Raw genomic sequence first — 23,953 nt, forward strand, 5'->3', positions numbered from 1 at the left:
GCGGCCGACCGTTCCGGCGGTGCGGGCCGTCGGACCGTCAGGCGGCCCGACGCCCGGCCGATCCGGCGCCTCCGGTCAGCGACGACCGGCGGTGAGGGTGAGGAGGAACTGCCCGCCTCCCGCTTGGATATCGGCGGTCACCGGCAGTTCCGGCACCAGTCGGGAGAACCGGTCCACGAGCCAGTCCGCCGCCTCCTGGGCATCCTGCCTGCTCGGACAGCGGCCCACCATCTCACGGCCCCCCTTGCGCTCCAGCCGGGAGGCGACCGTGATCAGCGGCGCGGGTTCGACAACGTACAGGCTGTCCGGCCAGGCGATGTCGACCTTGACCGCTCCCTTGCGAGAGTTGCAGCCGCGGTGCGCGAGCCGCTCGGCGACCTTGGCCTTCCGGTCGGCGGTACGACTGTCGACGCTGGGCCCCTGCAGGTCGTTCACCGACTTGTCGGGGTCGACCGGTTCGTCGCACACCCAGCATCGCCAGCCGTCGCGCTCGGCCACATCATGGAGAAGGCTCATCCGAGCAAGGTAGTCCCCCGGCCGCCGCCCGCGCACACGGGCAGGAGCCCCGCGCACGCGAGCAGGGGTCGAGACGCCCGCCCCGGCGCCGAAGCACAGCGTGCGCGTCAGGCGGCCAGCGGTGCGAGACGGGTGCCCAGGGCCATGATCCGCATCGCGCGCTCCGTGGCGTCGGCCAGGAACTCACCGCTCCTCCCGATCGCCTCCACCAGCGTCATCGGCGCGGGCAGGATCGCGCTGTACGCGTCCACACCCACCGCCCGCACGTCCTGGGCGCCCGGCCCGATCGTCCCCGCCAGCACCAGAACGGGCACCCCGCACGCGTGCGCCCGCCGGGCGACCTCCGCCGGGATCTTGCCGCGTACGGTCTGGCTGTCGAGCGCCCCCTCCGCCGTGATCACGAAGTCGGCGCGGGCGAGGCGCGCGTCGAGGTCGAGACCGTCGAGCAGGACGTCGTAGCGGGGCAGCAGACGCGCGCCCACGGCGGCGAGACCGGCCCCGAGACCGCCGGACGCCCCCGTTCCGGGAGCCGTGCGCAGGTCGACCGGGTCGCCGGTCGCCGGAGTGAAGGCCGGGGCGAGGTCCCGGGTGAGGACATCGGCCAGCCGCTCCAGGCCCGCGGAGAGCAGCTCCACCTCCGCCGGGGTCGCCCCCTTCTGCGGCCCGAACACCCGGGCCACCCCGCGCTTCCCGCACAGCACGTTGTACGGGTTGCAGGCCACGAGCAGTTCCGTGCGGGCCAGCCGGGGGTCGAGACCGGACGGGTCGATGCGCTCCAGCTCGTGCAACGAGCCGCCACCCCGGCGCAGTTCACGGCCGTGCCGGTCGGTGAGCCGGGCCCCGAGCGCCTGGAGCGCACCGGCGCCCCCGTCCGACGTACCGGAGTCGCCGCAGCCGATGAGGACGCGCCGGGCTCTCGAGTCCAGGGCCGCACGGATCAGTTCGCCGACGCCGTACGTGGTGGTCGCGCCCGGGTGGCGCAGGCCCGGCGGCACCAGGGCGAGGCCCGCGGCGGCGGCCATCTCGACGACGGCGGTGAGTGGTCCTGGTGCTGTGCCGCCGCCCAGCAGCGCGAAGTGCGAGGCGACCGGGTCGCCCACCGGGCCCGTCGCGGTGCACGGGACCAGCCGGCCGCCGCCCGCCAGGGCCAGCGCCTCGGCGGTGCCCTCGCCGCCGTCCACCAGCGGGATGAGGTCGAGTTCGGCGTCGGGGATCACGCGCCGCACGCCGACGGCGATGGCCTCGGCCACCCGGGCTGCGGACAGGGACTCCTTGAAGCCGCTGGGGGCGATGGCGATGCGGTGGGTCATGGCTGGGTCTCCAGGAGGACGGGCACGCCGAGCAGCGGCCAGACGGCGAGGGCGAAAGCGAGGACGAGGGCCGCGCTGAGGGGCGCGAGGAACGCGGACAGCCGCAGCAGGTCGCGCGGGGTGTAGGTGGGGGTGCCGGGCACGTCCGCGAAGAGCGCGACCGGCTTGGCGGAGGAGGGCAGGGTGTGGCAGAACCCGGCGGCGGCCGTGGAAGCCAGCGCCGCCGCGACCGGGTTGACCCCGGCGCCGACCGCCGCGGCGACCACCAGCGGGACGAGGACGGAGGACCTGGCGGAGCGTGACTGGAGCGCCAGGTGGGCGGCCGTGCTGACCACGACCACGCCGGTCAGGAACACCCAGGGGGGTGTGGCCGCCCCGAGGGGTATCCAGCCCACCAGCCAGTCGGCCGCGCCCGAGTCGGCGAGGGCGACGCCCATCGCCATGGTGGCGGCCATGAACAGCAGCAGCGGCCAGGGAACCGTCCGCAGACCGTCCTTGAACCGCACGGTGCCCAGCGCCGGAGAGGTCGCCACCAGGGCGCCGATGAGCGCGACCACGGCGGGCGACACCCCGTGCAGGGGCTCACCGCACCACAGCACGACGACCGTCGCCAGCAGGAGCAGGCACCGGGACTCCTCCGGGCTGAACGGTCCTTCGACGGCCGCCTCGGAGTGCTCCTGGATCTGCGCCGCCGTGATGGTGACCGGACCCTTGCGGTCCGCCCGCCGGGTCGTCGTCAGCAGCACCAGTTCTGCGGCGAGATGGGAGGAGACGATGGCCAGCGGCAGCCCGAGGACGAGCCACCGCACGAAGCCCAGCTGCTCCCCGGTCTGCTCCAGGAGCACCCCGACGGTGATCAGGTGCGCCCCCGCGCCGATCAGGGTCGCGACGGCCGACAGCAGGATGACCGTGGGGAAGAGCAGCGCCAGCATCACCACCAGCCGGGCGCGCTCGCGCAGGGCGGCGGCCAGCGCCACGAACACCGGGAGCGCGAGGGCGGCGCGCCCCGACGTGGCCGGCACGGCGAACGCGGTGACGACCAGTCCGGCCGTCGTCAGGTGCACCAGCTGGCGCACGGTCCTGGCCCCGCCGACCAGGAAGACGGCGGCCCGGCCGGCCAGACCGGTCCGGGTCACGGCCGCCGCCAGGACGAAGGCGCAGATCAGCAGCCATACCGTCTCATCTCCCAGGGTGGCGAACAGGGTTTCGCTGCTGATCACTCCCGTGACCGTCAGCGCGAGGCCCGCGCCGAGCGCGATGTAGGCGTCGTCCACCGGAGTGGCGATCCAGGCGGCGGTGGCCAGGGCGAAGACGGCGAGGGAGAGCCGGCCGTCGACGCCGAGGCCGGGAGCGGCGCCGGGGACGGCGAGGAGAGCGCAGAGTCCGAGGACGGCACAGAGGCCGATGGTCTGCCGGAGTGGTAGAGGCACGCCGTACAGCCTCCGAAGGCGGGGTGAGTATCCGATGAGCGGCCGATGAAGGCCTCTTCACCGAAGGCGCCGAGCGCCTCCCTCTCCGCTCCCGGGGCGTGCCCGAGGCGTCCCGGGGACGGCGAACGGCCCCGCCCCGGGCACGGGACGGGGCCTCCGGCCGCCGAGGGGACCGGGCTCAGGGCAGGCGGTATCCCATGCCCCGGATCGTCTCAAGACGCTCGGCGCCCAGCTTCCGGCGCAGCGCGCGCACGTAGACGTCCACGATGTTGGATCCCGGATCGAAGTCGTACCCCCAGACATGGGAGAGGATCTGCTCGCGCGACAGCACCTGGCCGGGGTGGCGCAGGAACATCTCCAGGAGCACGAACTCGCGCGCCGTCAGATCCACCGTCCGCTCCCCCGCGCGGGCCCGGCGCGTCCGCAGATCCAGGGCGAGGCTGCCGCTACGCAACATGGTGACCTCGGGCGCGCGGGCGGCGGTGCGCTGCCGCAGCCGTACCCGGGCGAGCAGTTCCTCGAAACGGAACGGCTTCGTCATCCAGTCGTCGGCCCCGCCCTCCAATCCGGCCACCGTGTCCCGTACGGAGTCGCGTGCGGTCAGCACGATGACCGGCAGCGTGACGCGGGCCTCGCGCAGCTCCCGCAGCACGGTGAAACCGTCGCGTCCGGGCAGGCCGATGTCGAGCACCATCAGGTCGAACCCGCCGGTCAGCGCGTGGCCCAGCGCCAGGTCCCCGTCCTCGGCGACGACCGTGGTGAAGCCGTTGGCCCGCAAGCCCTTCTGGACGAACGAGGCGATGCGCTCCTCGTCCTCGGCGATCAGTATCCGGTTCATGAATCGGTCTCCAGCGTGAGTACGAAGGTGGCTCCGCCGCCCTCGGTCGGGCGTAGTTCGACGCGGCCGTGGTGGCCCTCCGCGATGGCCTTGACGATGGCGAGGCCCAGCCCCGCGCCGCTCGTGCGGGTCCCGCGCCGGGACGTCCCCCGGCGGAACCGCTCGAAGATCACCTCGGCGTCCTCCGGCGGGATACCGGGCCCGTGGTCGGCGACGTACAGCTCGACGCGGTCCGTCCCGGCCCGGCCCGCCTCGGCCCGCGAGCCGATCCGGATGCGCTGACCGGGCACGGTGTGCTGGACGGCGTTCTGCGCGAGCTGCACCATGGCCTGCGTCATCCGCTGCGGATCCAGCCGCACTTCGCGGTCCGCGACGCCGTCGAGCTGCCACTCCCGCTCCCCGAGGGTCCGCACCTTGACGAACACGTCGGCGGTCAGCTCCGCGAGCTGGACGGGTTCGGGGCGTACGAAGTCGGGGCGCTCGGCCCCCGCGAGCAGGAGCAGGTCCTCGACGATGCGGCTCATCCGGTCCAGCTCGTCCGTGACCAGCCGCACCGTCTCCTCCCGGTCCGCCGGGTCGTCACCCATCAGCTCCAGGTGGCCCCGGACGATGGTGATGGGCGTGCGCAGCTCGTGCCCGGCGTCGTCGACGAACACCCGCTGCGCGGCGAACGCACGCTCCAGGCGGTCGAGCATCGCGTTGAACGTCTCGGCGAGGGCCGCGATGTCGTCCCGGCCCTCCACCGGGATGCGCCGGGTGAGGTCCTGCTCGGTCAGCTCCGCCGCCGTCGTCCGGACGATCCGGACGGGCGCGAGGATGCGCCCGGCGACGGCCCAGCCGATCCCCGTCGTCATCAGCAGCGCCACACCGGACAGGGCGAGCAGCGTCCAGAACGTCTTGTCGGCGACGGCCCGTTCACGCTCGGGATGGAAGGCGACGACGAACGCGCCGGGCTGCTCGCCCGTGGACGGGTCGATGACGACCTTGGCCCAGCGCAGCTCTCCCTGCGGGCGGTCCAGGGTCCCGGAGGAGTCCTGGGAGGCGTGGATCCGGGTGAGCGAGGCGTTGTCCTGCCACAGGGCGATGTCCCGCGGCAGTTCGCGGCGCTGCCGGATGACACCGGGGCGGTCGCCGGGCCGGCCGGTCAGGCCCAGCAGCTCCTCGTCGGGGTCCGCGTACTGCCGTTGCAGATAGACGCGGAGCAGCCTGTCCGCGGTGTCGAACCGGCCGCCGGTGTCCGGGTCCACTCCCTGCGGCACGAAGTTCGCGAACTCTCCGGTCTCCTGGCTGAGCAGCTGGCTGACGCGGTGGTCCACGTCCCGCTGGAGGAGCGAGCGCACGGTGACGGCGACCGCGCCCAGCGCGAGGGCCATCACGACCAGCAGCCACAGCAGGATCCGTACCCGGGCGGAGATTCTGGGGAAGCTAACCGTCATCACCGAAGTCGTCGTCGTCATCGTCGTCGGCCGCCGAGGGGCCGGGGACGACGGAGCTGTCCGGTGTACGGGTCGGAGTGGAGGAGCCGCTCGGCGGCGGGGCGTCGGTCGGCGAGGTGACACCGCCGGGCGGCGGTGTGCCGCGCGGACTCTCCTCGAGCTGGACGGTGGGAGGCACCTTCGGCGCTTGCGGGGTGTCGGTCATGGCATAGCTGGTGGCCGCTATGCCGAGGGGCACGGCGACGACGGCTGCCAGGGCCGCCAGACGAGGTGAGAAGGCCATGCGTTCACCCTGACCGTCCCGGACGGTACGAAGATGAAGCGAAAATGAACAATCCTTCATCTCGGCTGCGCTTCCCGGCCGCCCGGGACGGCCGGCGGGAACTGGGCAACAGGTCAGCGTGAGTACCGTCGGCAGGCGCTCCCGAGCGCTGCGAAGCCCTCCGCCACGCCCACGAGGAGACAGACGCGAGAATGCGGAACGCCGTGAGCCGTCTCCCACCAGACGGGTGGTCGGACGGGTGGCCCCGGCGGCGGGCACGAGGAAAGTTCCTGGTGGACGGGTTCACGACCAGGATCACCGGTCCGCCAGGAACTTTCGCGCGCGTGTCCACCGGGTGTGAAGCCCGCACCGACGCCCAACGGGTCAGTCGGACTCCCACTTGCCCGGGCGGGGCGGAAGTACGGCGGTGTCGAGGAAGAAGGCGTCGATCTCCTGGACGGACTTGATGAAGGCGTCCAGGTTGACCGGCTTGGTGACGTACGCGTTGGCGTGCCTGCGGTAGGCGTCCTCGACGTCGTCGGGGGCGGAGGACGTGGTGAGCACCACGACGGGGATGTTGCTCAGGGCCTCGTCCTCCTTGAGCACCGCCAGCAGCTCGCGGCCGTTCATGCGCGGCATGTTCAGGTCCAGGACGATGAGGTCGGGCCGCTCCCTGGCGGGGTCGCGGAGGTACTGGAGGGCGGCGACCCCATCGGTGACCTGGTCGATGGTGCGGGCCATGCCGCGATCCACCAGAGCCTCCTCGACGAGCAGGGCGTCCGCCGGATCGTCCTCGACGAGGAGGACGCTGTAGGGGCGGTTCGTGGTGAAGGCGTTCACGTCATGACTCCGGTGGTGGCGGTTGGGAAGAGGACGGCTGGGAGGCTCCGCGGTGAAGACCAGACCCGGCCAGCGCCTGCGGGCGCCCTGCCGGCTGATCCCCCACGCCGCCCCCAGTTGGGGGTAGTTCGCCCCCGCTCTGGCCGCCGCCTCGGCCTCGGCCTGGGCCTGTCGGCTGACCGCCCTGCTGAGGTGGGCCAGGACGCGGAGGCGGGCCAGCGGGTCGACGACGCGCTCTTGGCCGGGTTCCGGCCCGGCGGCCTGCTCTGCTCCGGGGTGCGCCGGGCTGCCGTCCAGCGCCTGCTCGGCCAGCCGCTGGGCCAGCTCCCGCAGAGCGTCGTCGGCGAGTACGTCCAGCATCCCGGGGTGGTCGAAGGTGCTGAGGTCGTGGCCCATGGGCGTCAGCGTAGGCGCTCGGACGGACCCGTGACAACAAACGTTGTCGGCGGCGGTACTCTGTCCCGGCTCGGAGCGCTCCGGGCCTCTCACCGAGGAGAACACGCCGTGGGCCAGGGCAATGCCGTGCCGACCGGGAAGCCGAAGATACCCGTGACCGCCGGGTGGACGACGAAACGCTGGCTGGCGGTCACGGCCGCCGCCGCGTTGTCCCTGCTGCTCGCGCTCATGCTGTTCGGGGGCTGGATCCTCGCCCGGTCCACCGCCATCAACACGCGTCTCATCGACCACTCCAGCCCCGCGGTCATCGCCGCGGTCCGGCTGGAGAGCGCTCTGGTCAACCAGGAGACCGGAATCCGCGGTTACGGCGTGACCGGGCAGGACAGCTTCCTCGTCCCCTACCACGAGGGCCTGCGGCAGCAGGAGAAGGCCATGACCGACCTGCGTACGGCGACCGGCGGCGACCGGGCGACCGAGCGGGACCTGGCCGAGGTGGTCAGGAGAGCCGGGCAGTGGCAGGTCCGTATCGCCCGGCCCGTGGTCGCGGCCGCCGACCCGAAGACCGCGGCCGCCGAACGGGCCGTCGAAGGGAAGGCCCTCTTCGACTCCGTACGCTCGGCCGCCTCCGCCCAACAGGAGCGGCTGGCGGCGGACCGGGCCGGGGCCCGCGCCGACCTCCAGGAGGCGCGCACCCTTCGCAACTGGTCCTTCGGCGCCATCGCGCTGGCCATCCTCGCCCTCACCGCGTCGGTCTTCGTCGGCCTGCGCCGTGGCGTGACCGATCACCTGGACCGCCTCTCCGGCCATGTGCGTACGGTCGCGGCCGGCGCATTCGACCACCCGGTCGCCGGCACCGGCCCCGCCGACCTGCGGCTCCTCGCACAGGACGTCGAGAGCATGCGCGCCCGCCTGGCCGACGAGCTCGCCCACCGCGACGTGGCGCGGGCGAACCTGGCCGCCCACGCCGAGGAGCTGCGCCGCTCCAACGCCGAACTGGAACAGTTCGCGTACGTCGCCTCCCACGACCTCCAGGAGCCCCTCCGCAAGGTCGCCAGCTTCTGCCAGTTGCTGGAGCGGCGCTACGCCGAGAACCTCGACGAGCGGGCCCGGCAGTACATCGCCTTCGCCGTCGACGGGGCGACCCGGATGCAGAGCCTCATCAACGACCTCCTGGACTTCTCCCGCGTCGGCCGGCTGGCGACCGAGCACCAGAGCGTCGATCTCGACGAGAAGTTCGAGCGGACCCTCACCTCGCTCAGCCTGGCCGTCGAGGAGTCGGACGCGGTCGTCACCCATGACCCCCTGCCCGTGCTGGAGGGGGAACCGGGCCAGCTGGGCATGCTGTTCCAGAACCTCCTCACCAACGCGATCAAGTTCCGCTCCCCGGACCGCGCACCCGTCGTCCACCTGGGCTGCCGCCCCGTGGACGACGGCTGGGAGTTCGCCGTCACCGACAACGGCATCGGTATCGAGGCGGAGTTCGCCGACCGGGTCTTCGTCGTCTTCCAGCGGCTGCACACCCGCGAGCAGTACGCGGGCAACGGCATCGGCCTCGCCCTCTGCAAGAAGATCGTGGAGTACCACGGGGGCACCATCGCCGTCGATCCCGCCCACTCACCCGGCACCCGGATCGTGTTCACGCTGCGGAAGGCGCCTCCGCGCGTACTGCTGCCGCGACCGCTCGACGGCGAGCGCGACTTCGCCGGCGCGCTCACCGAGTGAATTCGAGCCCTTCTCCCCGTCTCACCGACGCCCCCGGGCACGGTGCGCTGTCGTCACCACCGCCCGGCGCCGCGCCCCGCTCCTCGATGTCGCGTACCGGTCAGTTCTGGGTGAGCATCTCCTTACGGAGCTTGGTGAGCAGCCGGGTCAGCGGTTCCCGAGGGGGCGCGGTTGCGGCAGGCCTGACGATCGCCACGTACTCCCCCATGATGCGTCCTGCAGGATCATGAAGGTCGGCCGGCAGCTCGCAGCACCGGCCGAAACCTCACGAGGGTCAGGTGACGGTTGGTCAGAAAACTCGGCAAGCAGTCAGCATCAGTACCGCCGCAAGGCGCGGCAGGCCCCCCTGGACCGCCAAGATCCACAACTGACCACACCCTTGCTCACCTGGAAAACGCAGGTACCGAAGCCCTCTGCCACGCCCACGAGGAGACAGACATGAAGATGCTCATCAACGTCCCCGAGACCGTCGTCGCCGACGCCCTGCGGGGCATGGCCGCCGCGCACCCGGAACTGACCGTCGACGTCGAGAACCGGGTCGTCGTACGGCGGGACGCCCCGGTGGCCGGGAAGGTGGCGCTCGTCTCGGGCGGCGGGTCGGGGCACGAGCCGTTGCACGGCGGGTTCGTCGGGCCCGGGATGCTGGCGGCGGCCTGTCCCGGGGAGGTGTTCACCTCGCCGGTGCCGGACCAGATGGTGCGGGCGGCCGCGGCGGTGGACAGCGGGGCCGGGGTGCTCTTCGTCGTCAAGAACTACACCGGTGACGTGCTGAACTTCGAGATGGCCGCCGAGCTCGCCGAGGACGAGGGCATCCAGGTCACCCAGGTCGTCGTGGACGACGACGTGGCGGTCAGCGACAGCGCGTTCACGGCCGGGCGGCGCGGGACCGGTGCGACGCTCTTCGTGGAGAAGATCGCCGGAGCCGCAGCCGACGAGGGCGCGCCGCTGGAGCGGGTGGCCTCGGTGGCCCGGCAGGTGAACGGGTCCTCGCGGAGCTTCGGCGTGGCGCTCAGCGCGGTCACCACACCGGCGAAGGGCAGCCCGACCTTCGATCTGCCCGCCGGAGAGCTGGAGTTGGGTATCGGCATCCATGGCGAGCCGGGCCGGGAGCGGCGGCCGATGATGACCTCGGGCGAGATCGCCGACTTCGCCGTGGACGCGGTACTGGAGGACCTCCGGCCGACCGGGCCCGTGCTGGCGCTGGTCAACGGGATGGGCGCGACGCCGCTGCTGGAGCTGTACGGGTTCAACGCCGAGGTCCACCGGGTGCTCACCGAACGAGGCGTGCCGGTGGCTCGTACGCTCGTGGGGAACTACGTGACCTCGCTGGACATGGCAGGCTGCTCGGTGACGCTGTGCCAGATCGACGAGGAGCTGCTGCGGCTGTGGGACGCACCCGTGGAGACGCCGGCGCTCCGCTGGGGCCGGTGAGTCCCGGCCGTACTCGTCACCCGTACGCACCGGGCCGGACCGGCCCGGGGAACAGGAGATCATGTGCTCGACGCCGACTTCTTCCGCCGCTGGATGGCGGCCACCGCGGCCGCCGTGGACCGTGAGGCGGACCGACTGACCGAGCTGGACTCGGCGATCGGGGACGCCGATCACGGCAGCAACCTCCAGCGCGGCTTCGCGGCGGTGGCGGCCGTCCTGGAGAAGGACGCGCCCGCGACTCCGGGTGCGGTGCTGACCCTGGCGGGACGGCAGCTGATCTCGACCGTCGGCGGTGCGTCCGGACCGCTGTACGGAACGCTGCTGCGCCGTACGGGCAAGGCGCTCGGCGAGGACGCCGAGGTGGACCGGGACCAGCTCGCGCGGGCGTTCGCCGCAGGCGTGGCGGCCGTGGGACAGCTCGGCGGGGCGCAGGCCGGGGACAAGACGATGCTGGACGCGCTGCTGCCGGCCGCCGAGGCGCTGGACTCCTCGTTCGGCGCTGGGGCGGACGCGGCCCGGGCGGGTGCGGAGGCGACCGTGCCGTTGCAGGCGCGCAAGGGCCGGGCCAGCTATCTCGGCGAGCGCAGCATCGGCCACCAGGACCCGGGTGCGACCTCGGCGGCCCTGCTGGTCGAGGCGCTCGCCGAGGCGGCACAGGACGGAGGTGCGCAGGCATGAGCGGGGAGCCGCAGGTGGGCATCGTGCTCGTCTCGCACAGCGGTCCGGTCGCGGAGTCGGTCGCCGAGCTGGCCCGGGGCCTCGCGGCGGGAGGTGTGACGGCCCCCGTCGCGGCGGCCGGAGGGCTGCCGAACGGCGGGCTCGGCACCAGCGCCGAGCTGATCGCCCGGGCCGCCGCATCGGTGGACCGGGGCGCCGGGGTCGCGGTCCTCGTCGACCTCGGCAGCGCGGTCCTCACGGTGAAGGCGATGCTCGCCGAAGGTGACGAGCTGCCGCAGAACAGCCGGCTGGTCGACGCGCCCTTCGTGGAGGGCGCGGTCGCCGCCGTGGTGACCGCGTCGTCCGGCGGCGACATCGGCGCCGTGGAGGCGGCGGCCTCGGAGGCGTACGGGTATCGCAAGACGTAGTGGGTCGTACAGAGGTGAGATCCCGTGCCCGACCCCCGGCCCTCCGTTGGCGTGCCGCTCACGGTGATTGCAGACTTGCCGACATGTCGGCAGGCAGGCGCAGCGCGGGACTCCTCCTCTTCCGGACCACCGGTACGGGAGGTGAGCGGGATGTCGAGGTGCTGATCGGGCACATGGGCGGGCCGTTCTGGGCCGGGCGGGAGGAGGCCGCCTGGTCGGTGCCGAAGGGTGAGTTGGGCCCCGAGGAGGATGCAGCGGCGGCCGCGCGGCGGGAGTTCGGGGAGGAGCTCGGGCTGCCGGTGCCGGAGGGTGCCTGGCTGCCGCTCGGTGAGTCGCGTCAGCGCAGCGGCAAGACGGTGACCGTGTGGGCGGTGGAGGCGGAGCTGGATGTGGCGGCCGTGGTGCCGGGGACGTTCACGATGGAGTGGCCGCGCGGCTCCGGCGTGCAGCAGGAGTTCCCGGAGATGGACCGGTTCGCCTGGTGCACGCCAGAGGAGGCCGACCGGCTGCTGATCGCCGGTCAGCGGATCTTCGTGAAGCGGCTGCGCGACCGGGTGCGCGCGGAGGGATCCGCTTCCCCGGAGGCATAGGGCGCGGCGGGGCGGCCGGCCCGCAACTCCAGTACGTCACCGGTGAAGCGGGCCCGGAAGCTGCGGTCGTGCGAGACGACGACCACGGCTCCCGGGTAGGCCGCGAGCGCCGCCTCCACCTCCTCGACCAGGCTCAGCGCGATGTGGTTCGTCGGCTCGTCCAGCACCAGCAGATCGGCAGGCCGGGTCACCAGCCGGGCCAGGGCCAGCCGGCGCTGCTGGCCGATGGAGAGGGAGGCAACGGGTACGCCGAGGTCCTCGGGCCGGAACAGGCCCAGCTCCAGCAGCTCGTCCGCGTACTCCTCCGCGAAGCCCGGACGGCCCGCCGCGAAGGTGGCGAGCAGGGTGCGCCGGGTCGGCCGGGCGGGCAGTTCCTGCGGGAGGTGGCCGACCCGGGCGCGTCGGCGGACCGTACCGGTGTCGGGCGCCAGGTCCCCGGCGAGGACCCGCAGCAGCGTGGTCTTCCCGGCCCCGTTCTCGCCGGTCACCAGCAGACGGTCGCCGGGCTCAACGCGGAGGGCCGGGAGGTGGAGCCGGTCGCCCACGGAGATGTCGTCCAGCTCCACCAGGGGTCCGGTGCCCATCTCCGCCGCCAGGGCCGGGCGGCCGGTGAAGGCGAGCGGCTCGGGCGGGGCCGGGACGGGTGTGCGCCGCAGCACCTCCAGCCGGGTGCGGGCCGCCCTGACCTGGCCGGAGAGCTTGGCCTCGTGCGAGCGGCGGTGTTTGCCGAACCCCTGCTTCGGGTCCCTGCCGGTGGCCGCGAGCCGCTGACCCGCGGCGTCCACCAGCTCCGCCGTACGGGCCAGGTCGCTGAGGTACTCCTGGTGCTCCTGCGCCCAGCGGCGGCGGGCCGACGCCTTCGCGGTGCGGTAGCCGCCCCAGCCGTCGCCGTACCGGGTGACCGCGCGCAGGTCGCGGTCGACCTCCAGGATCACGGAGGTGACCCGCTCCAGGAAGGCCCGGTCGTGGGTGACGGCGACGACGGTTCCCCGGTGGGCCCGCAGGTGCTCCTCCAGCCAGGTCACCGCCCGTACGTCCAGGTGGTTGGTCGGCTCGTCCAGGAGCAGCAGTTCCGGGGCGGCCGCCAGGACGCAGGCCAGGGCGAGGCGGGACTGTTCGCCGCCGGAGAGGGTGGAGAGCGTGCGGTCGCGGGTGAGGTGGGCGAGGCCGAGACCGTGGAGAGCCGCCTCGGTACGGGCGTCCGAACGGTAGCCGTCGCGCTCCTCGTAGTCGGTGAGGAGGTCTCCGTACGCGGCGAGTTCCCCGTCCGTGGGCTCGGCCGCCGACAGTGCCTCCTCCGCCTCGCGGATGCGGCGCTCCAGGGCGCGGAGTTCGGCGAGGGCCGTGTCGACGGCGTCCTGCACGGTGGCGGTGGGGTCGAGGGCGAGGGTCTGGGCGAGGTAGCCGGTGGAGCCGGGGAAGCGGACGGTGATCTCGCCGCTGTCCGGCTGCTCGGCTCCGGCGAGCAGCCGCAGCAGGGTGGACTTTCCGGAGCCGTTCTCGCCGATGACGGCGGCTTTCTCGCCGGGGCGGACGGTGAGCGACACCTGGTCGAGTACGGAGCGGTCCCCGTAGGCCTTGGAGACGTCCTTCATGGTCAGTTGGGCGCGGTCGCGCTGAGGGTGCATCGGTGCCTGTTCCCTGATTCCTGGGTGAGCGCCCACCGCGGCGCGTACGGGGACGCGCGGGGGCGGGGCGTGGATACCGGACGGCGGAAGGACAGCGGTGCGCCGGGGCCGGGGTACGGCCGGGCGCCGCCCGGTGCGGTCACGGGCGGTGCTCGGCGGTCGGCCGGGGGCTCAGCCGGTGACGTCAGGCGTCACGCGGCGGCTGTCCGGGCCGGGAATCAGCGGAAGTAGTAGTACGAACGCATGGCATCGAGTGTAACGGCCGCCCGATCGCGGGGCCGGGGATTTTCACCGGCCCCGCGACCGGCGTACCAGGGTCAGCCGTTCGGCAGGATGACCGCGCGGCCCTTGATGCGGCCGTCGTGCAGCCGCTCGTAGGCGCGCGGGGCCTCGTCGATGGAGTACGTCTCCACATGGACGTCGACGACCCCGGCGTGGGCCAGGTCGAGGACCTCGGCGAGCTCCCTGCGCGAGCCCCAGTAGGGAGCGCTGACGCTGGTGCCGTACGGCAGCGCCCCGAAGCCGACCGGGAGCGCGCCGCCGCCGATGCCGACGATGGTGACGTCGCCGTCGACGCGCGCGGCGGCTCCGGCGGTCTCGACGGTCGGCGGGGCGCCGACGAAGTCCAGCACCACGTGGGCGCCGAGTCCGCCGGTCAGTTCCTTGACCCGGGCCGCCGCCTTCTCGTCGGAGAGGACCGCCTCGTGCGCGCCGACCGACCTGGCCAGGTCGAGCTTCTCCTCGCTGACGTCGAGCGCGATGACCCGGACGGCCGTCATGGCGCGCAGGAGCTGGATCGCGACGTGGCCGAGGCCTCCGGTGCCGATGACGACGGCCGTCGCACCGGGTACGAGCTTCGGCAGCGAGCGCTTGATCGCGTGGTACGGGGTGAGTCCGGCGTCCGTGAGCGACACCGTCTTCACCGGGTCGAGGGCGCCGATCGGCACGAGGTGGCGCGGGTCGTCGACGATCATGTACTCGGCCATGGCGCCGGGGGCGCCGAGTCCGGGCGGCATGATGCCGAGCTCCTTGGCGCGCAGGCAGTAGTTCTCCTTGCCTTCCGCGCAGTTCACGCAGATGCCGCAGCCCCAGGGCCCGTACACCGCGACGGAGTCGCCTTCGGACAGGCCGTCCACACCGTCGCCGAGTGCGGCGACCGTGCCGACGCCTTCGTGGCCGAGGGTGAGGGGCAGCGGGAAGGGGATCTGGTCGGCGGGCCAGCTCATGACCGCGATGTCGGAGTGGCAGACACCGGCGGCGGTGACCTTCAGCAGGATCTGGCCGGGGCCGGGCTCGGGGTCCGGCACGGTGACGACCTCGGGGGCCTCACCGACGGCCCGGTACTGGACGGCTTTCATGGCTCTCCTCGCTTCTTCGCGTGCGTGGTGCTCTTCGTTTCGGCCCCCGTGGTGTCCCGCATGTCCTTTGTCGCCCGCGGTTCCCCCGTCCGCCACCCGGGCGGCGTCAGGGTCTTTCGTCCGGATCAGGCCGGACCCCGCGAGCCCGGCATGGTCCGAACGACAGGCCCTACGGAGCGGAGTAGCCGCCGTCCACCAGGTGGTAGCTGCCGTGGATGAAGGAGGCCTTGTCGGAGAGGAGGAAGACGGTGAGTTCCGCGACCTCCTCCGCGGTGCCGAGGCGTCCGGCCGGGTGCAGGGAGATCAGGTGCTCGCGGGCCTGCGGGTCGGCGTTCCGCAGGAGCGGGGTGTCGATGAAGCCGGGGCCGACCGCGTTGATCCGGACGTTCTGGGCGGCGTATTCGAGGGCCGCGCTCTTGGTGAGGCCGACGACGCCGTGCTTGGCGGCGACATAGGCGGGCGAGCCCGCGAAGCCGTTGGTGCCGAGGATGGAGGACATGTTGACGATCGCACCGCCGCCCGCTGCGACGATGGCGGGCAGCTCGTGGCGCATCGAGTAGAAGACGCCGCTGAGGTTGGTGGCGACGACGCGGTCCCAGTCCTCGACGGGGTACGCGCCGGTGGGGGCGGCCGGACCGGCGATGCCGGCGTTGTTCACGGCCAGGTGGAGGGCGCCGAAGGTCTCCACGGTGAACCGGACACCGGCTTCGACGGAGGCCGGGTCGGTGACGTCCATGCGGACGGCGGCCGCCCGCGCACCGGTGCTCTCCAGCTGGGCGGCGGCCTTGCGGGCGCTCTCCTCGTCGTGGTCGGCGACGACGACGGCCGCGCCGGCGGTGGCGAGCAGCCGGGCCACGGCGAGGCCGATGCCGGAGGCGCCGCCGGTGACGAGGGCGGTACGGCCGGCGAACTCGGCCGCGGGGACGGTGGGGGTGGTGGTGCTCATGAGGTTGCCTCTTCTGCTGTGTCTTCTGTGGTGCCCGGGGCTGTGAGGAGGTCCGCCGAGAGGGCGTCGAACGCCTCGGTGACCAGGTCGGGCAGGGCGTCGGGGCGGCCTCCGCGCACCCAGGCGGCCTGGGCGGCGAGGAGCGCGCCCGCTCCGGCCGCCACGGTGACGGCGGGGCGGAGGTCGTGGCGCGGGTCGGTGCCGAGCCGGTCCGCGACGATGGCCACCGAGTCCTCCTGGGCGTCCACCCGGATGTGGTGGAAGGCCGCGTAGAGCGTCGGCTCCTCCTCCGCGGCGGTCAGGAGGTCGAAGATCCGGGGGCGGCGGTGCCAGGGCTCGGCGTCCGGGTCGGCGAGCCACGCCAGGACGGCGCGCCGGTAGGCCAGGAGCGGTGGCTCCTCGGCGGGACGGGCCCGCAGGGCCTCGTTGATCCGGTCGCCGTCGCCGCGCAGGGAGTCGAGCGCGGCGGCCTCCTTGCTCGCGAAGTACCGGCTGAACGTACGGCGGTCGACGTCCGCGGCCTCCGCGATCTCCTCGACCGTGACGTACCGCAGCCCTCGGTCGAGCACCAGCTCGAACGCGGCCTGCGCCAGCGTGTCGCGGGTGCGGCGGGCCTTCCGGCTGCGCCGCTCGGGCGTCCTGCGCTCAGGTGCCCCGCGCTCCGGCGTCGCCGTCCGCTCCGGGTCCTTCTCCTCCGCGCTCATACATGCACCGTACACCTGAAAATGTCCCCACGCGACATTCGTCTCGCAGGGACATCATGGGCGGCTCGTTCAGTCGGTCACGGGGCCCGCGACCGGCCGGGCCTCCTCGGCGCCGGACACCGGCCGCGGCTCACCGTCGCCCGGCGCCCGGCGCAGCGCGAGCGCGGCGACGTCGTCGCGCCTGACGCCTCCGGTGAACTCCGCCAGGTCGAGCTGGAGCGCGTCCAGCAGCTCACGCGGACCGTGCCCGGCCCAGCCGCTCAGCCGCCGGTCCAGCGGGTAGAAGGCGTGGGCCGCGTCGCGGGCCTCGGTCACTCCGTCGGTGACGACGAGGAGCGTGGCGTCGGGCGGCAGGGCGAACGACTCCGCCGTACGGGTCTCCCGGCTGAGGCCGCCGAGGCCGAGGGGCACATACGTCCGCTCCAGCGGTACGGCCGACGCGTGGCCCTCGTACAGCAGCCACGGCGGCAGATGGCCGCAGTTCACCGACTGGACGTCGTCCCCCTCATGGAACCCGAGGACCAGCGCGGTCACGAAGCGCTCGGCCTCGCCGGTCTGGGCGGAAAACCCGTTGTGCCGGACGACGGCCGCCTCCAGAGCCTCCACCACGCCGGTCAGCGTCGGCTCCCGGACCGCCGCCTCACGGAACGCCGCGATGGTGGCGAACCCGGCCCCTATGGCCGGGACCCCCTTGCCCTGGACGTCGCCGATGATCACACGGGTGCCGTACGGCGATTCGACGACCTCGTAGATGTCGCCGCCGACGAAGCGGTCCTCCTCGATCGGCTCGTAGAGGCCGTACGCGAAGACCTGGTCGGTGATGACGGGCAGCGGGCGCAGGATCTGGCGCTGGAGGGCCACGGCGGCGGAGCGGAGCCGGGCCATCTCGGTGGCGTGGCGTATGCGGGCGGCGCAGGCGGCGACGCCGAGGGCGCAGGCCAGCACGGTGAAGCCGATGCCGAAGGCGAAGTCCCAGAAGGTGCCGTCACCGCCGAGCCCGGAGCCGACGACGATCACCGTGATCCAGACCGCCACCCAGACGGTCTGGCGGAGGGTGCAGAAGACGGAGGCCAGGGCGGGGGCGACCACGAGCAGGGGGATGACCCGGAGGTCCTCGCCGGTGACCACGTCGAGGAGGACCACCAGCGCGCTCAGCAGCAGCACGACGCCGGCCAGCGCCCAGTTCCCGATGCGGCTCGTGGCCGGGTCGGCGCCCGCGTCCGTACCCGGCGGGGCCGTCGGCCGGCCCGGTGCTCTGCGCCCTTTTCCCAGGGCCACGCCCTCTCCTCCCGTTCGTTCCTCGGCGCCGCCCGTGTGGTGAGGGCGGTCCCTTCCAGTTGACCGCCATTCGGGCCACGGCGCAGGAGGGCAGAGGGCCCGGAGGCGGTGCCGAAGGTCCCGGCCGGACGTTCGGCCCGGGATCTTCGGCCCTCTTCCGCCTGGTCACCGCGGTGCGGCGCGGCGGATTCCATCGGCGGGCGGGAGGCTCGCGGGAGCCAGGGCGGAGATGAACTCGGGGTGGGCGCGGAGCTGGAAACCGAGCGATGTGTAGAGCCGGATCGCCACCGCGTTGGCGGCGGAGGTGTGCAGGAACGGCGTCTCGCCGCGCTCACGGATCCCGTACGCCACCGCCCGGACCAGGCGGCTCGCCAGTCCCTGCCCCCGTACCGACTCGTCCGTGCAGACCCCGCTGATCTCGGTCCAGCCCGGCGGATGCAGCCGCTCCCCCGCCATCGCCACCAGCGCGCCGCCCCGGCGGATGCCCAGGTAGGTGCCGAGCTCCACCGTGCGCGGCAGGAAAGGGCCGGGGCGGGTGCGCTCCACCAGGGCCAGCATCTCCGGCACGTCCGCCGGGCCGAGGCGTACGGCTTCCGGGTCGGGCTCCGGGACCACCGACACATCGACGAGCTGGACGCCGCGGATCCGGTCAAGGATCTCCCAGCCCCTCGGCGGCTCCTCACGCAGCGTGTTCAGACCGACGGTTCCGCCCGGTCCGGCGAGCGCCGCGAGATCGGCCCAGTCCCGCGCGTCCAGGACGCCTGGGTGAGCGGTCCAGGGGGAGACATCGACGGGGTAGCGCAGGATCCGGCCGCGCCGCTCGGCGAAGTGCGCGTGCGGGCCGGTGAGCGAGGCGAGCGCGGGGTTGTCCAGGGGATGGGGTGGCGTTCCGGGCCCGGCGGCCGGTGCGGCGGTCTGCTCCCGCGTCGCGGGGTCGACGGTGCTCACGGGCCCACCTCGGCGATCGGATCGGGCCGTTCGGCCGCATCCCGTGCCACCCCTCCGCGGCACCCTTCGTACGCGTACGGCTTGCGCATGTTCTCCCTCGTTCTGGTCCATCGCGCGGTTCCTTCCGTCGGGCACCCGGGTGCCCTGGCGCCGCGCGCCCGCCACCCGCGAAAAGCCGATGCGCGCAGGGCGTATTCCGCGCCTGGGAACTGTTCACGAGGCCGCAATCAACGGCGGTGGGGACCGGCGCCACACCCCGGAAGGAGAGCTTCCGGAGCACGGCGGGAACCGGCGTGCTCCCACCTGGTGGAGCGGCGAATTCGACTCATCCGTCAGCCAATCCGCGCGGGTCCGGTCCCAACTGCCTTCCAGCTGTGGCACTCTGGTGGCGACCGCCCCACCGGGCTCCCCCGTACCGGTGGGGCGGTTCTGTGCGCCCCCTGTGGGCCGGCCCGCCCCCATGACGGTGTTTCAGCGCCGAGCTCCGCCTGTTTCCGCCTCCCTACAGCCGATTCCGGCCAACTCGCGACCTCTGGCCAGATCGAATCCCTCCCGCACGCATGAGGACCGGACCGCCGGGCAAGCGAGTAGAGCTCATGACTGACGACCTGGGGAGGGTGACGAGATGACGGCGCACACGGCACGGAGCACCGGTACGGAGCAGCGGACCGGGACCACGGAGGACCTTCCGTGGATCGAGGACGCCGGCAAGATCGCCCCCATGGACGCCCGACGGCTGTCGCGGCTCTTCTTCGACCGCCTCCAGGTCCTGGAGGAGGGCACGCACGAATACCAGTACGCCCGCAACACCCTGATCGAGATGAACCTCTCGCTGGTCCGCTTCGCGGCCAACCGCTTCCGCAACCGGGGCAGCGGCGACATGGAGGACATCATCCAGGTCGGCACGATCGGGCTGATCAAGGCGATCGACCGCTTCGACCTCTCCCGCGAGGTGGAGTTCACCTCCTTCGCCGTGCCGTACATCGTCGGCGAGATCAAGCGCTTCTTCCGGGACACCAGCTGGGCCGTCCATGTGCCCCGGCGCCTCCAGGAGCTGCGGGTCGACCTCGCCAAGGCCAAGGAGACCCTCGCGGCCGACCTCGACCGGGACCCGACGGTACGGGAGCTGGCCGAGCACCTCGACATGGACGAGGCCGAGATCGCCGAGGGGATCGTCGCCTCCAACGGCTACACCGCGGGCTCGCTGGACATGCCGACCGACTCCGCCGAATCCGGCCCGCAGACCACCGGCGGGCGGACCTTCGCCGATGTCCTCGGTGAGCCGGACCCCGCCATGGAGACCGTGGAGAACCTGCACACCCTCGCACCGCTGCTGGGCGAACTGGACGAGCGGGAACGCCGGATCATCGACATGCGGTTCGGCCAGGAGCTGACGCAGGCGCAGATCGGCGCCGAGCTCGGGATCTCCCAGATGCATGTCTCCCGGCTGCTGAGCCGGCTGCTGGGCAAGCTGCGCAACGGGATGCTGACCCAGGAGTGACACGACACAGTCCACCCACCTGACTTCCTCATCAGTCAGGCTCTCAATTCTCCGGCTCAAAAGCCTTCACGCCGTCTCCCGTGTTGAGATTTGCTCAACACATGGTTACGGTTGCCGACCATGGATCAGGACGAGGTGGCCGCGCGGGTCCGTCAGGTGATCGACGCGGGCGGAGTCAGCGCACGTGAGTTCGCCCGGCGGATCGTCATCGATCCGTCGAAGCTGTCGCGTTCCCTGAACGGCTCCCGTCGTTTCACCGCCGCGGAGCTGGCCCGGATCGCCGACATCGGAGGTGTGGACGCCGGCTGGCTGCTGGGCTCGGTGGCCGGGCCGCCCTCGCCGATCGCTTCACCTCCCTCACCGGCCGCCTCACCCCCCGCGCCGGTGCCCGAGGGCGGCAGACCCCTGCAGATCGTGCGGGAGACCGTCCGGCTGATCGCCGAACGCGGGTTCCACGCCGTCCGGGTCGCGGACATCGCCACGGCCTGCCGCACCAGCACCGCCGCGATCCACTACCACTTCCCCGGCCGCGACGAGCTGCTCGAAGCGGCGGTGCGCTGGTGCATGGACGAGGACACCCGTCGCCGGGCAGCGGCCACCGAAGGAGCCGTCCACGCGGGTGACGAGCTGCGCCGGCTGCTCGAACTCCAGACGCCCCGCACCGACCAGCAGCGCCGCCAGTGGTGTGTCTGGCTCGACCTCTGGGCCGAGGCGGCCCGCTCCACCTCCGTGGGACAGCTCCACCGCGAGTACTACCGCCAGTGGCGGACAACCGTTGCCGAGGTGATCCGGCGCGGAGTCGGCCAAGGCGTCTTCCGTCCCGTCGACCCGGACCACGCGGCCCTCACCCTCACCGCCCTGATCGACGGACTGGCCTCCCAGGTCCTGGCCACCGCGCCCGGCAGCCCCGACTCGGGCACGGGTGCCGAGGCCATGCACGACGCCCTGATCGCCCATGTCGACACCTGCCTGACCGCGCCGGCCGCCTGACCGCCTGCCGAGCGGCTCCGGGCCGCACCCCGCGCACGATCACGTCAGCGCTGTGCCGCCCCCGTTCCGTACCCCACTCCCCCACCCCGAGGAGACACCCCCGCATGCCCGTGAACCAGGACGTCATCATCACCTGCGCCCTCACCGGAGCCGGTGACACCGTCGGCCGAAGTCCTCATGTCCCCGTGACGCCCGAGCAGATCGCCGCCTCCGCCGTGGAGGCCGCCGGAGCCGGTGCGGCCGTGGTGCACATCCACGTCCGCGACCCGGAGACCGGCGCACCCTCCCGCGACCCCCGGCTCTACCGCGAGGTGGTGGAGCGGATCCGGGAGACCGGCACCGATGTCGTCATCAATCTGACCGCCGGAATGGGCGGTGACCTGGTCATCGACCCGGAGGCCCCGCTCAGGCAGCTGCCCGGTACCGATCTGGTCGGCGGCCTGGAGCGGCTGCCGCACGTGGAGGATCTGCTGCCCGACATCTGCACCCTGGACTGCGGTTCGCTGAACTTCGGCGACGGCAGCAACCTCTACGTCTCGACCCCCGACATGCTGCGCACCGGCGCGAAGCGCATCCAGGAGCTCGGGGTCCGGCCCGAGCTGGAGATCTTCGACACCGGCCAGCTCTGGTTCGCCAAGCAGCTCCTCGCCGAAGGACTGCTCGACGACCCGACGGTCTTCCAGCTCTGCATGGGCATTCCGTGGGGCGCGCCCGCCGATCCAGGTGTGCTCCAGGCGATGGTCAACATGCTGCCCGAGGGGGCCCGTTGGGCCAGTTTCGCGCTCGGCCGGATGCAGATGCCCTGGGTCGCGCAGTCGATCCTCCTCGGCGGTCACGTCCGGGTCGGCCTGGAGGACAATCTCTACCTGGGCAAGGGTGTCAAGGCGACCAACGGCCAGCTGGTGGAGCGCGCCGTACGGATCACCGAGGCCCTGGGCTCCCGGGTCGCCTCTCCCGACGAGGCGCGGCAGCAGCTCGGCCTCCGCCCGCGCATATGACCACCCTCTCCTCTCCCTCTGGAGCGCAGCCCGTGCCTTCCGTATCTCCTTCCACCCCTGCCCCCGCGCCCTGCGCCCCGGAGGACGTACGCCGTGTCGCGTGCGTCGGAGCCGGTGTGATCGGCGGCGGGTGGGTGGCCCACTTCCTCGCCCGCGGCTACGACGTCTCCGCCTGGGACCCGGCCCCCGACGCCGAGGTCCGGCTGCGCCGGCTGGTCGCGGCGGCCTGGCCCGCGCTCGAACAGCTCGGCCTGGCCGAAGGCGCCTCGCCGGACCGGCTGACCGTGGCCGGGAGCCTCGAAGAGGCGGTGTCCGGTGCCGAGTTCGTCCAGGAGAGCGCGCCGGAGAAGCTCGGCCTGAAGCGTGATCTGCTGGCCCGGCTGGACGCGGCCACTCCGGCCGGTACGGTGATCGCCTCCTCGACCTCCGGCTATCCGATGACCGACATGCAGACGGCGACCGCCGGCGCCGCACGGCTCGTGGTCGGCCACCCCTTCAACCCGCCCTACCTGATCCCGCTGGTCGAGGTCGTCGGGGGCGAGCTGACCGCGCCGGACGCGGTGCAGTGGGCCGCGCGCTTCTACGAGGTGGCGGGCAAGTCCGTCATCACCATGGACCGCGAGGTGCCCGGTTTCATCGCCAACCGCCTCCAGGAGGCCCTGTGGCGCGAGGCCCTGCACATGGTGGCCAACGGTGAGGCCACCGTACGGGAGATAGACGCGTCGATCACCGAGGGTCCCGGGCTGCGGTGGGCGGTGATGGGGCCGATGCTGACGTTCGCGCTGGCGGGCGGCGAAGGCGGCATGGCCCATATGCTCGACCACTTCGGCCCGTCGCTGAAGTCTCCCTGGACCCGGCTGGAAGCACCCGAGCTGGACCGTGCGCTGTACGAGGCGGTGGTGGCGGGCTGCGACGAGGCGGCGGAGGGCCGGAGCATCGCGGATCTGGTCGCGGAGCGCGACCGGGGTGTGATCGACGTACTGCGGGCGACCGGCCGGCTGCCGGGTTCCGCCGCCACCGAGGAGGCCGCCCGATGACCGAGAGCACGGACGCCACCGGCCTCCCCCTCTTCCGCGCGACCGTACGGCCCGAGTGGATCGACTACAACGGCCATATGAGCGAGGCGTTCTACGTCCTGGTCTTCGGATACGCCACCGACGCGATGATGATCGAGACCGGTCTGCACGCCGACTACCGGGAGTCCACCGGCTGCTCGCTCTACACCGTGGAAGCGCACGTCCGCTACCTCCGCGATCTGCCCGTCGGCACCCATCTCGCGGTCAGGACCGGTCTGTTGGGTGTCGACGCCAAGAAGGTGCGCTTCGTGCACGAGATGTACGTGGTCGGCGCACCCGACGACGTACCGGACGCGGCGGCCCGACCGGTGGCGACCAGCGAGCTGCTGTCCCTCCACGTGGACCAGCGGGCGGGCCGCGCGGTGCCGTTCGCGGATGCCGTACGGGAGCGGCTCGGCGGTCTCGTCGAAGCGGCGCCTGTGTGGGCGGGACGCTCCATCGCGGAAGTCCCGGCGCCGCGCTGATCCGCAACGACGCGCAGGGCCGGTCCGGACCACGGGCCGGCCCTTTGCGTTGCCGCCGTATTGCAGGTTCGTGGCCAAGCGGGCGACACGCTTCCGGGCCGGTCCGGCACGTCCTACGGTCCGTAGTCAGCCCCGTCGCCACCCGGGCTTCCGCCGACCGGCGGACGTACGCCGCCGTACGGCGACCGAACCATGTGCGAGGAAAC

The 23,953-nt window shown here is 72.8% G+C and carries 23 protein-coding genes; 10 read left to right on the forward strand and 13 right to left on the reverse strand.

Annotated elements, in window-relative coordinates:
• Window positions 1-75 precede the first annotated feature (75 nt).
• The 7 genes from ACIRR8_RS19845 to ACIRR8_RS19875 all read right to left on the reverse strand — a co-directional run bounded on the left by ACIRR8_RS19845 (window position 76) and on the right by ACIRR8_RS19875 (window position 7,028).
• Entirely contained in the window at window positions 76-516 is a 441-nt protein-coding gene (locus tag ACIRR8_RS19845; RefSeq protein ID WP_404066254.1) for a hypothetical protein, read from the reverse strand.
• A gap of 107 nt (window positions 517-623) precedes the next feature.
• Entirely contained in the window at window positions 624-1,826 is a 1,203-nt protein-coding gene (locus ACIRR8_RS19850; RefSeq protein WP_404066257.1) for a glycerate kinase, read from the reverse strand.
• Window positions 1,823-3,256: an SLC13 family permease gene (locus ACIRR8_RS19855; RefSeq protein WP_404066259.1), complete on the reverse strand. Its 1,434-nt coding sequence runs from the start codon at window positions 3,254-3,256 to the stop codon at window positions 1,823-1,825. Before ACIRR8_RS19855 ends, ACIRR8_RS19850 begins: the two co-directional genes overlap by 4 nt.
• 178 nt (window positions 3,257-3,434) lie before the next feature.
• Entirely contained in the window at window positions 3,435-4,094 is a 660-nt protein-coding gene (locus ACIRR8_RS19860) for a response regulator transcription factor (RefSeq protein ID WP_018514968.1), read from the reverse strand.
• Window positions 4,091-5,530, reverse strand: a complete 1,440-nt coding sequence (locus ACIRR8_RS19865; protein ID WP_404066262.1) for an ATP-binding protein — start codon at window positions 5,528-5,530, stop codon at window positions 4,091-4,093. Before ACIRR8_RS19865 ends, ACIRR8_RS19860 begins: the two co-directional genes overlap by 4 nt.
• A complete protein-coding gene (locus ACIRR8_RS19870; RefSeq protein ID WP_404066265.1) occupies window positions 5,520-5,813 on the reverse strand; it encodes a small hydrophilic protein in 294 nt (97 codons plus the stop codon). The genes ACIRR8_RS19865 and ACIRR8_RS19870 overlap by 11 nt, the downstream gene beginning before the upstream one ends.
• Before the next feature lie 363 nt (window positions 5,814-6,176).
• The gene (locus ACIRR8_RS19875) at window positions 6,177-7,028 is read right to left on the reverse strand and encodes a response regulator (RefSeq protein ID WP_404066268.1); all 852 of its coding nucleotides are present in this window, start codon (window positions 7,026-7,028) and stop codon (window positions 6,177-6,179) included.
• 108 nt (window positions 7,029-7,136) lie between these two features.
• On the opposite strand from ACIRR8_RS19875, the gene ACIRR8_RS19880 reads away from it, so the two are divergent.
• From ACIRR8_RS19880 to ACIRR8_RS19900, 5 genes are all read left to right on the forward strand, one after another.
• Window positions 7,137-8,750 carry an ATP-binding protein gene (locus ACIRR8_RS19880; RefSeq protein WP_404066270.1) on the forward strand — a complete coding sequence of 538 codons (1,614 nt, stop codon included), beginning with the start codon at window positions 7,137-7,139 and terminating at the stop codon, window positions 8,748-8,750.
• Window positions 8,751-9,188: 438 nt separating this feature from the next.
• Complete coding sequence (gene dhaK / locus ACIRR8_RS19885; RefSeq protein WP_404066273.1) at window positions 9,189-10,181, forward strand: dihydroxyacetone kinase subunit DhaK; 993 nt, start codon at window positions 9,189-9,191, stop codon at window positions 10,179-10,181.
• 63 nt (window positions 10,182-10,244) lie between these two features.
• Window positions 10,245-10,859, forward strand: a complete 615-nt coding sequence (gene dhaL, locus ACIRR8_RS19890) for a dihydroxyacetone kinase subunit DhaL (protein WP_404066275.1) — start codon at window positions 10,245-10,247, stop codon at window positions 10,857-10,859.
• The gene (locus tag ACIRR8_RS19895; protein WP_404066278.1) at window positions 10,856-11,266 is read left to right on the forward strand and encodes a PTS-dependent dihydroxyacetone kinase phosphotransferase subunit DhaM; all 411 of its coding nucleotides are present in this window, start codon (window positions 10,856-10,858) and stop codon (window positions 11,264-11,266) included. Before dhaL ends, ACIRR8_RS19895 begins: the two co-directional genes overlap by 4 nt.
• 83 nt (window positions 11,267-11,349) lie before the next feature.
• Window positions 11,350-11,856: an NUDIX domain-containing protein gene (locus ACIRR8_RS19900; RefSeq protein WP_404066281.1), complete on the forward strand. Its 507-nt coding sequence runs from the start codon at window positions 11,350-11,352 to the stop codon at window positions 11,854-11,856.
• Here ACIRR8_RS19900 and abc-f read toward each other — a convergent pair.
• The 6 genes from abc-f to ACIRR8_RS19930 all read right to left on the reverse strand — a co-directional run bounded on the left by abc-f (window position 11,787) and on the right by ACIRR8_RS19930 (window position 18,718).
• Entirely contained in the window at window positions 11,787-13,484 is a 1,698-nt protein-coding gene (gene abc-f / locus ACIRR8_RS19905) for a ribosomal protection-like ABC-F family protein (protein ID WP_404066283.1), read from the reverse strand. The genes ACIRR8_RS19900 and abc-f overlap by 70 nt on opposite strands.
• A 317-nt stretch (window positions 13,485-13,801) precedes the next feature.
• Complete coding sequence (locus ACIRR8_RS19910; protein ID WP_404066285.1) at window positions 13,802-14,842, reverse strand: NAD(P)-dependent alcohol dehydrogenase; 1,041 nt, start codon at window positions 14,840-14,842, stop codon at window positions 13,802-13,804.
• A gap of 169 nt (window positions 14,843-15,011) precedes the next feature.
• Window positions 15,012-15,788 (reverse strand): SDR family NAD(P)-dependent oxidoreductase, encoded by a 777-nt coding sequence (locus ACIRR8_RS19915; protein ID WP_404066287.1) that lies wholly within the window; start codon window positions 15,786-15,788, stop codon window positions 15,012-15,014.
• Window positions 15,785-16,492, reverse strand: coding sequence for a TetR family transcriptional regulator (locus ACIRR8_RS19920; RefSeq protein WP_404066290.1), 708 nt, complete (start codon window positions 16,490-16,492; stop codon window positions 15,785-15,787). Before ACIRR8_RS19920 ends, ACIRR8_RS19915 begins: the two co-directional genes overlap by 4 nt.
• 69 nt (window positions 16,493-16,561) lie before the next feature.
• Window positions 16,562-17,770 (reverse strand): PP2C family protein-serine/threonine phosphatase, encoded by a 1,209-nt coding sequence (locus ACIRR8_RS19925; RefSeq protein WP_404066293.1) that lies wholly within the window; start codon window positions 17,768-17,770, stop codon window positions 16,562-16,564.
• Window positions 17,771-17,935: 165 nt separating this feature from the next.
• Entirely contained in the window at window positions 17,936-18,718 is a 783-nt protein-coding gene (locus tag ACIRR8_RS19930) for a GNAT family N-acetyltransferase (RefSeq protein ID WP_404066296.1), read from the reverse strand.
• Window positions 18,719-19,343: 625 nt separating this feature from the next.
• Between ACIRR8_RS19930 and ACIRR8_RS19935 the strand changes: the two genes are divergently transcribed.
• The 5 genes from ACIRR8_RS19935 to ACIRR8_RS19955 all read left to right on the forward strand — a co-directional run bounded on the left by ACIRR8_RS19935 (window position 19,344) and on the right by ACIRR8_RS19955 (window position 23,747).
• A complete protein-coding gene (locus ACIRR8_RS19935; RefSeq protein WP_404066299.1) occupies window positions 19,344-20,219 on the forward strand; it encodes an RNA polymerase sigma factor SigF in 876 nt (291 codons plus the stop codon).
• Window positions 20,220-20,339: 120 nt separating this feature from the next.
• Entirely contained in the window at window positions 20,340-21,209 is an 870-nt protein-coding gene (locus tag ACIRR8_RS19940) for a TetR family transcriptional regulator C-terminal domain-containing protein (protein ID WP_404066302.1), read from the forward strand.
• Window positions 21,210-21,313: 104 nt separating this feature from the next.
• The gene (locus tag ACIRR8_RS19945) at window positions 21,314-22,207 is read left to right on the forward strand and encodes a 3-keto-5-aminohexanoate cleavage protein (RefSeq protein WP_404066305.1); all 894 of its coding nucleotides are present in this window, start codon (window positions 21,314-21,316) and stop codon (window positions 22,205-22,207) included.
• 32 nt (window positions 22,208-22,239) lie between these two features.
• A complete protein-coding gene (locus ACIRR8_RS19950) occupies window positions 22,240-23,244 on the forward strand; it encodes a 3-hydroxyacyl-CoA dehydrogenase NAD-binding domain-containing protein (protein ID WP_404066308.1) in 1,005 nt (334 codons plus the stop codon).
• The gene (locus ACIRR8_RS19955; RefSeq protein WP_404066311.1) at window positions 23,241-23,747 is read left to right on the forward strand and encodes a thioesterase family protein; all 507 of its coding nucleotides are present in this window, start codon (window positions 23,241-23,243) and stop codon (window positions 23,745-23,747) included. The genes ACIRR8_RS19950 and ACIRR8_RS19955 overlap by 4 nt, the downstream gene beginning before the upstream one ends.
• Window positions 23,748-23,953 lie beyond the last annotated feature (206 nt).

The sequence above is a fragment of the Streptomyces sp. NPDC101178 genome (assembly GCF_044767965.1).
Classification (GTDB): domain Bacteria; phylum Actinomycetota; class Actinomycetes; order Streptomycetales; family Streptomycetaceae; genus Streptomyces.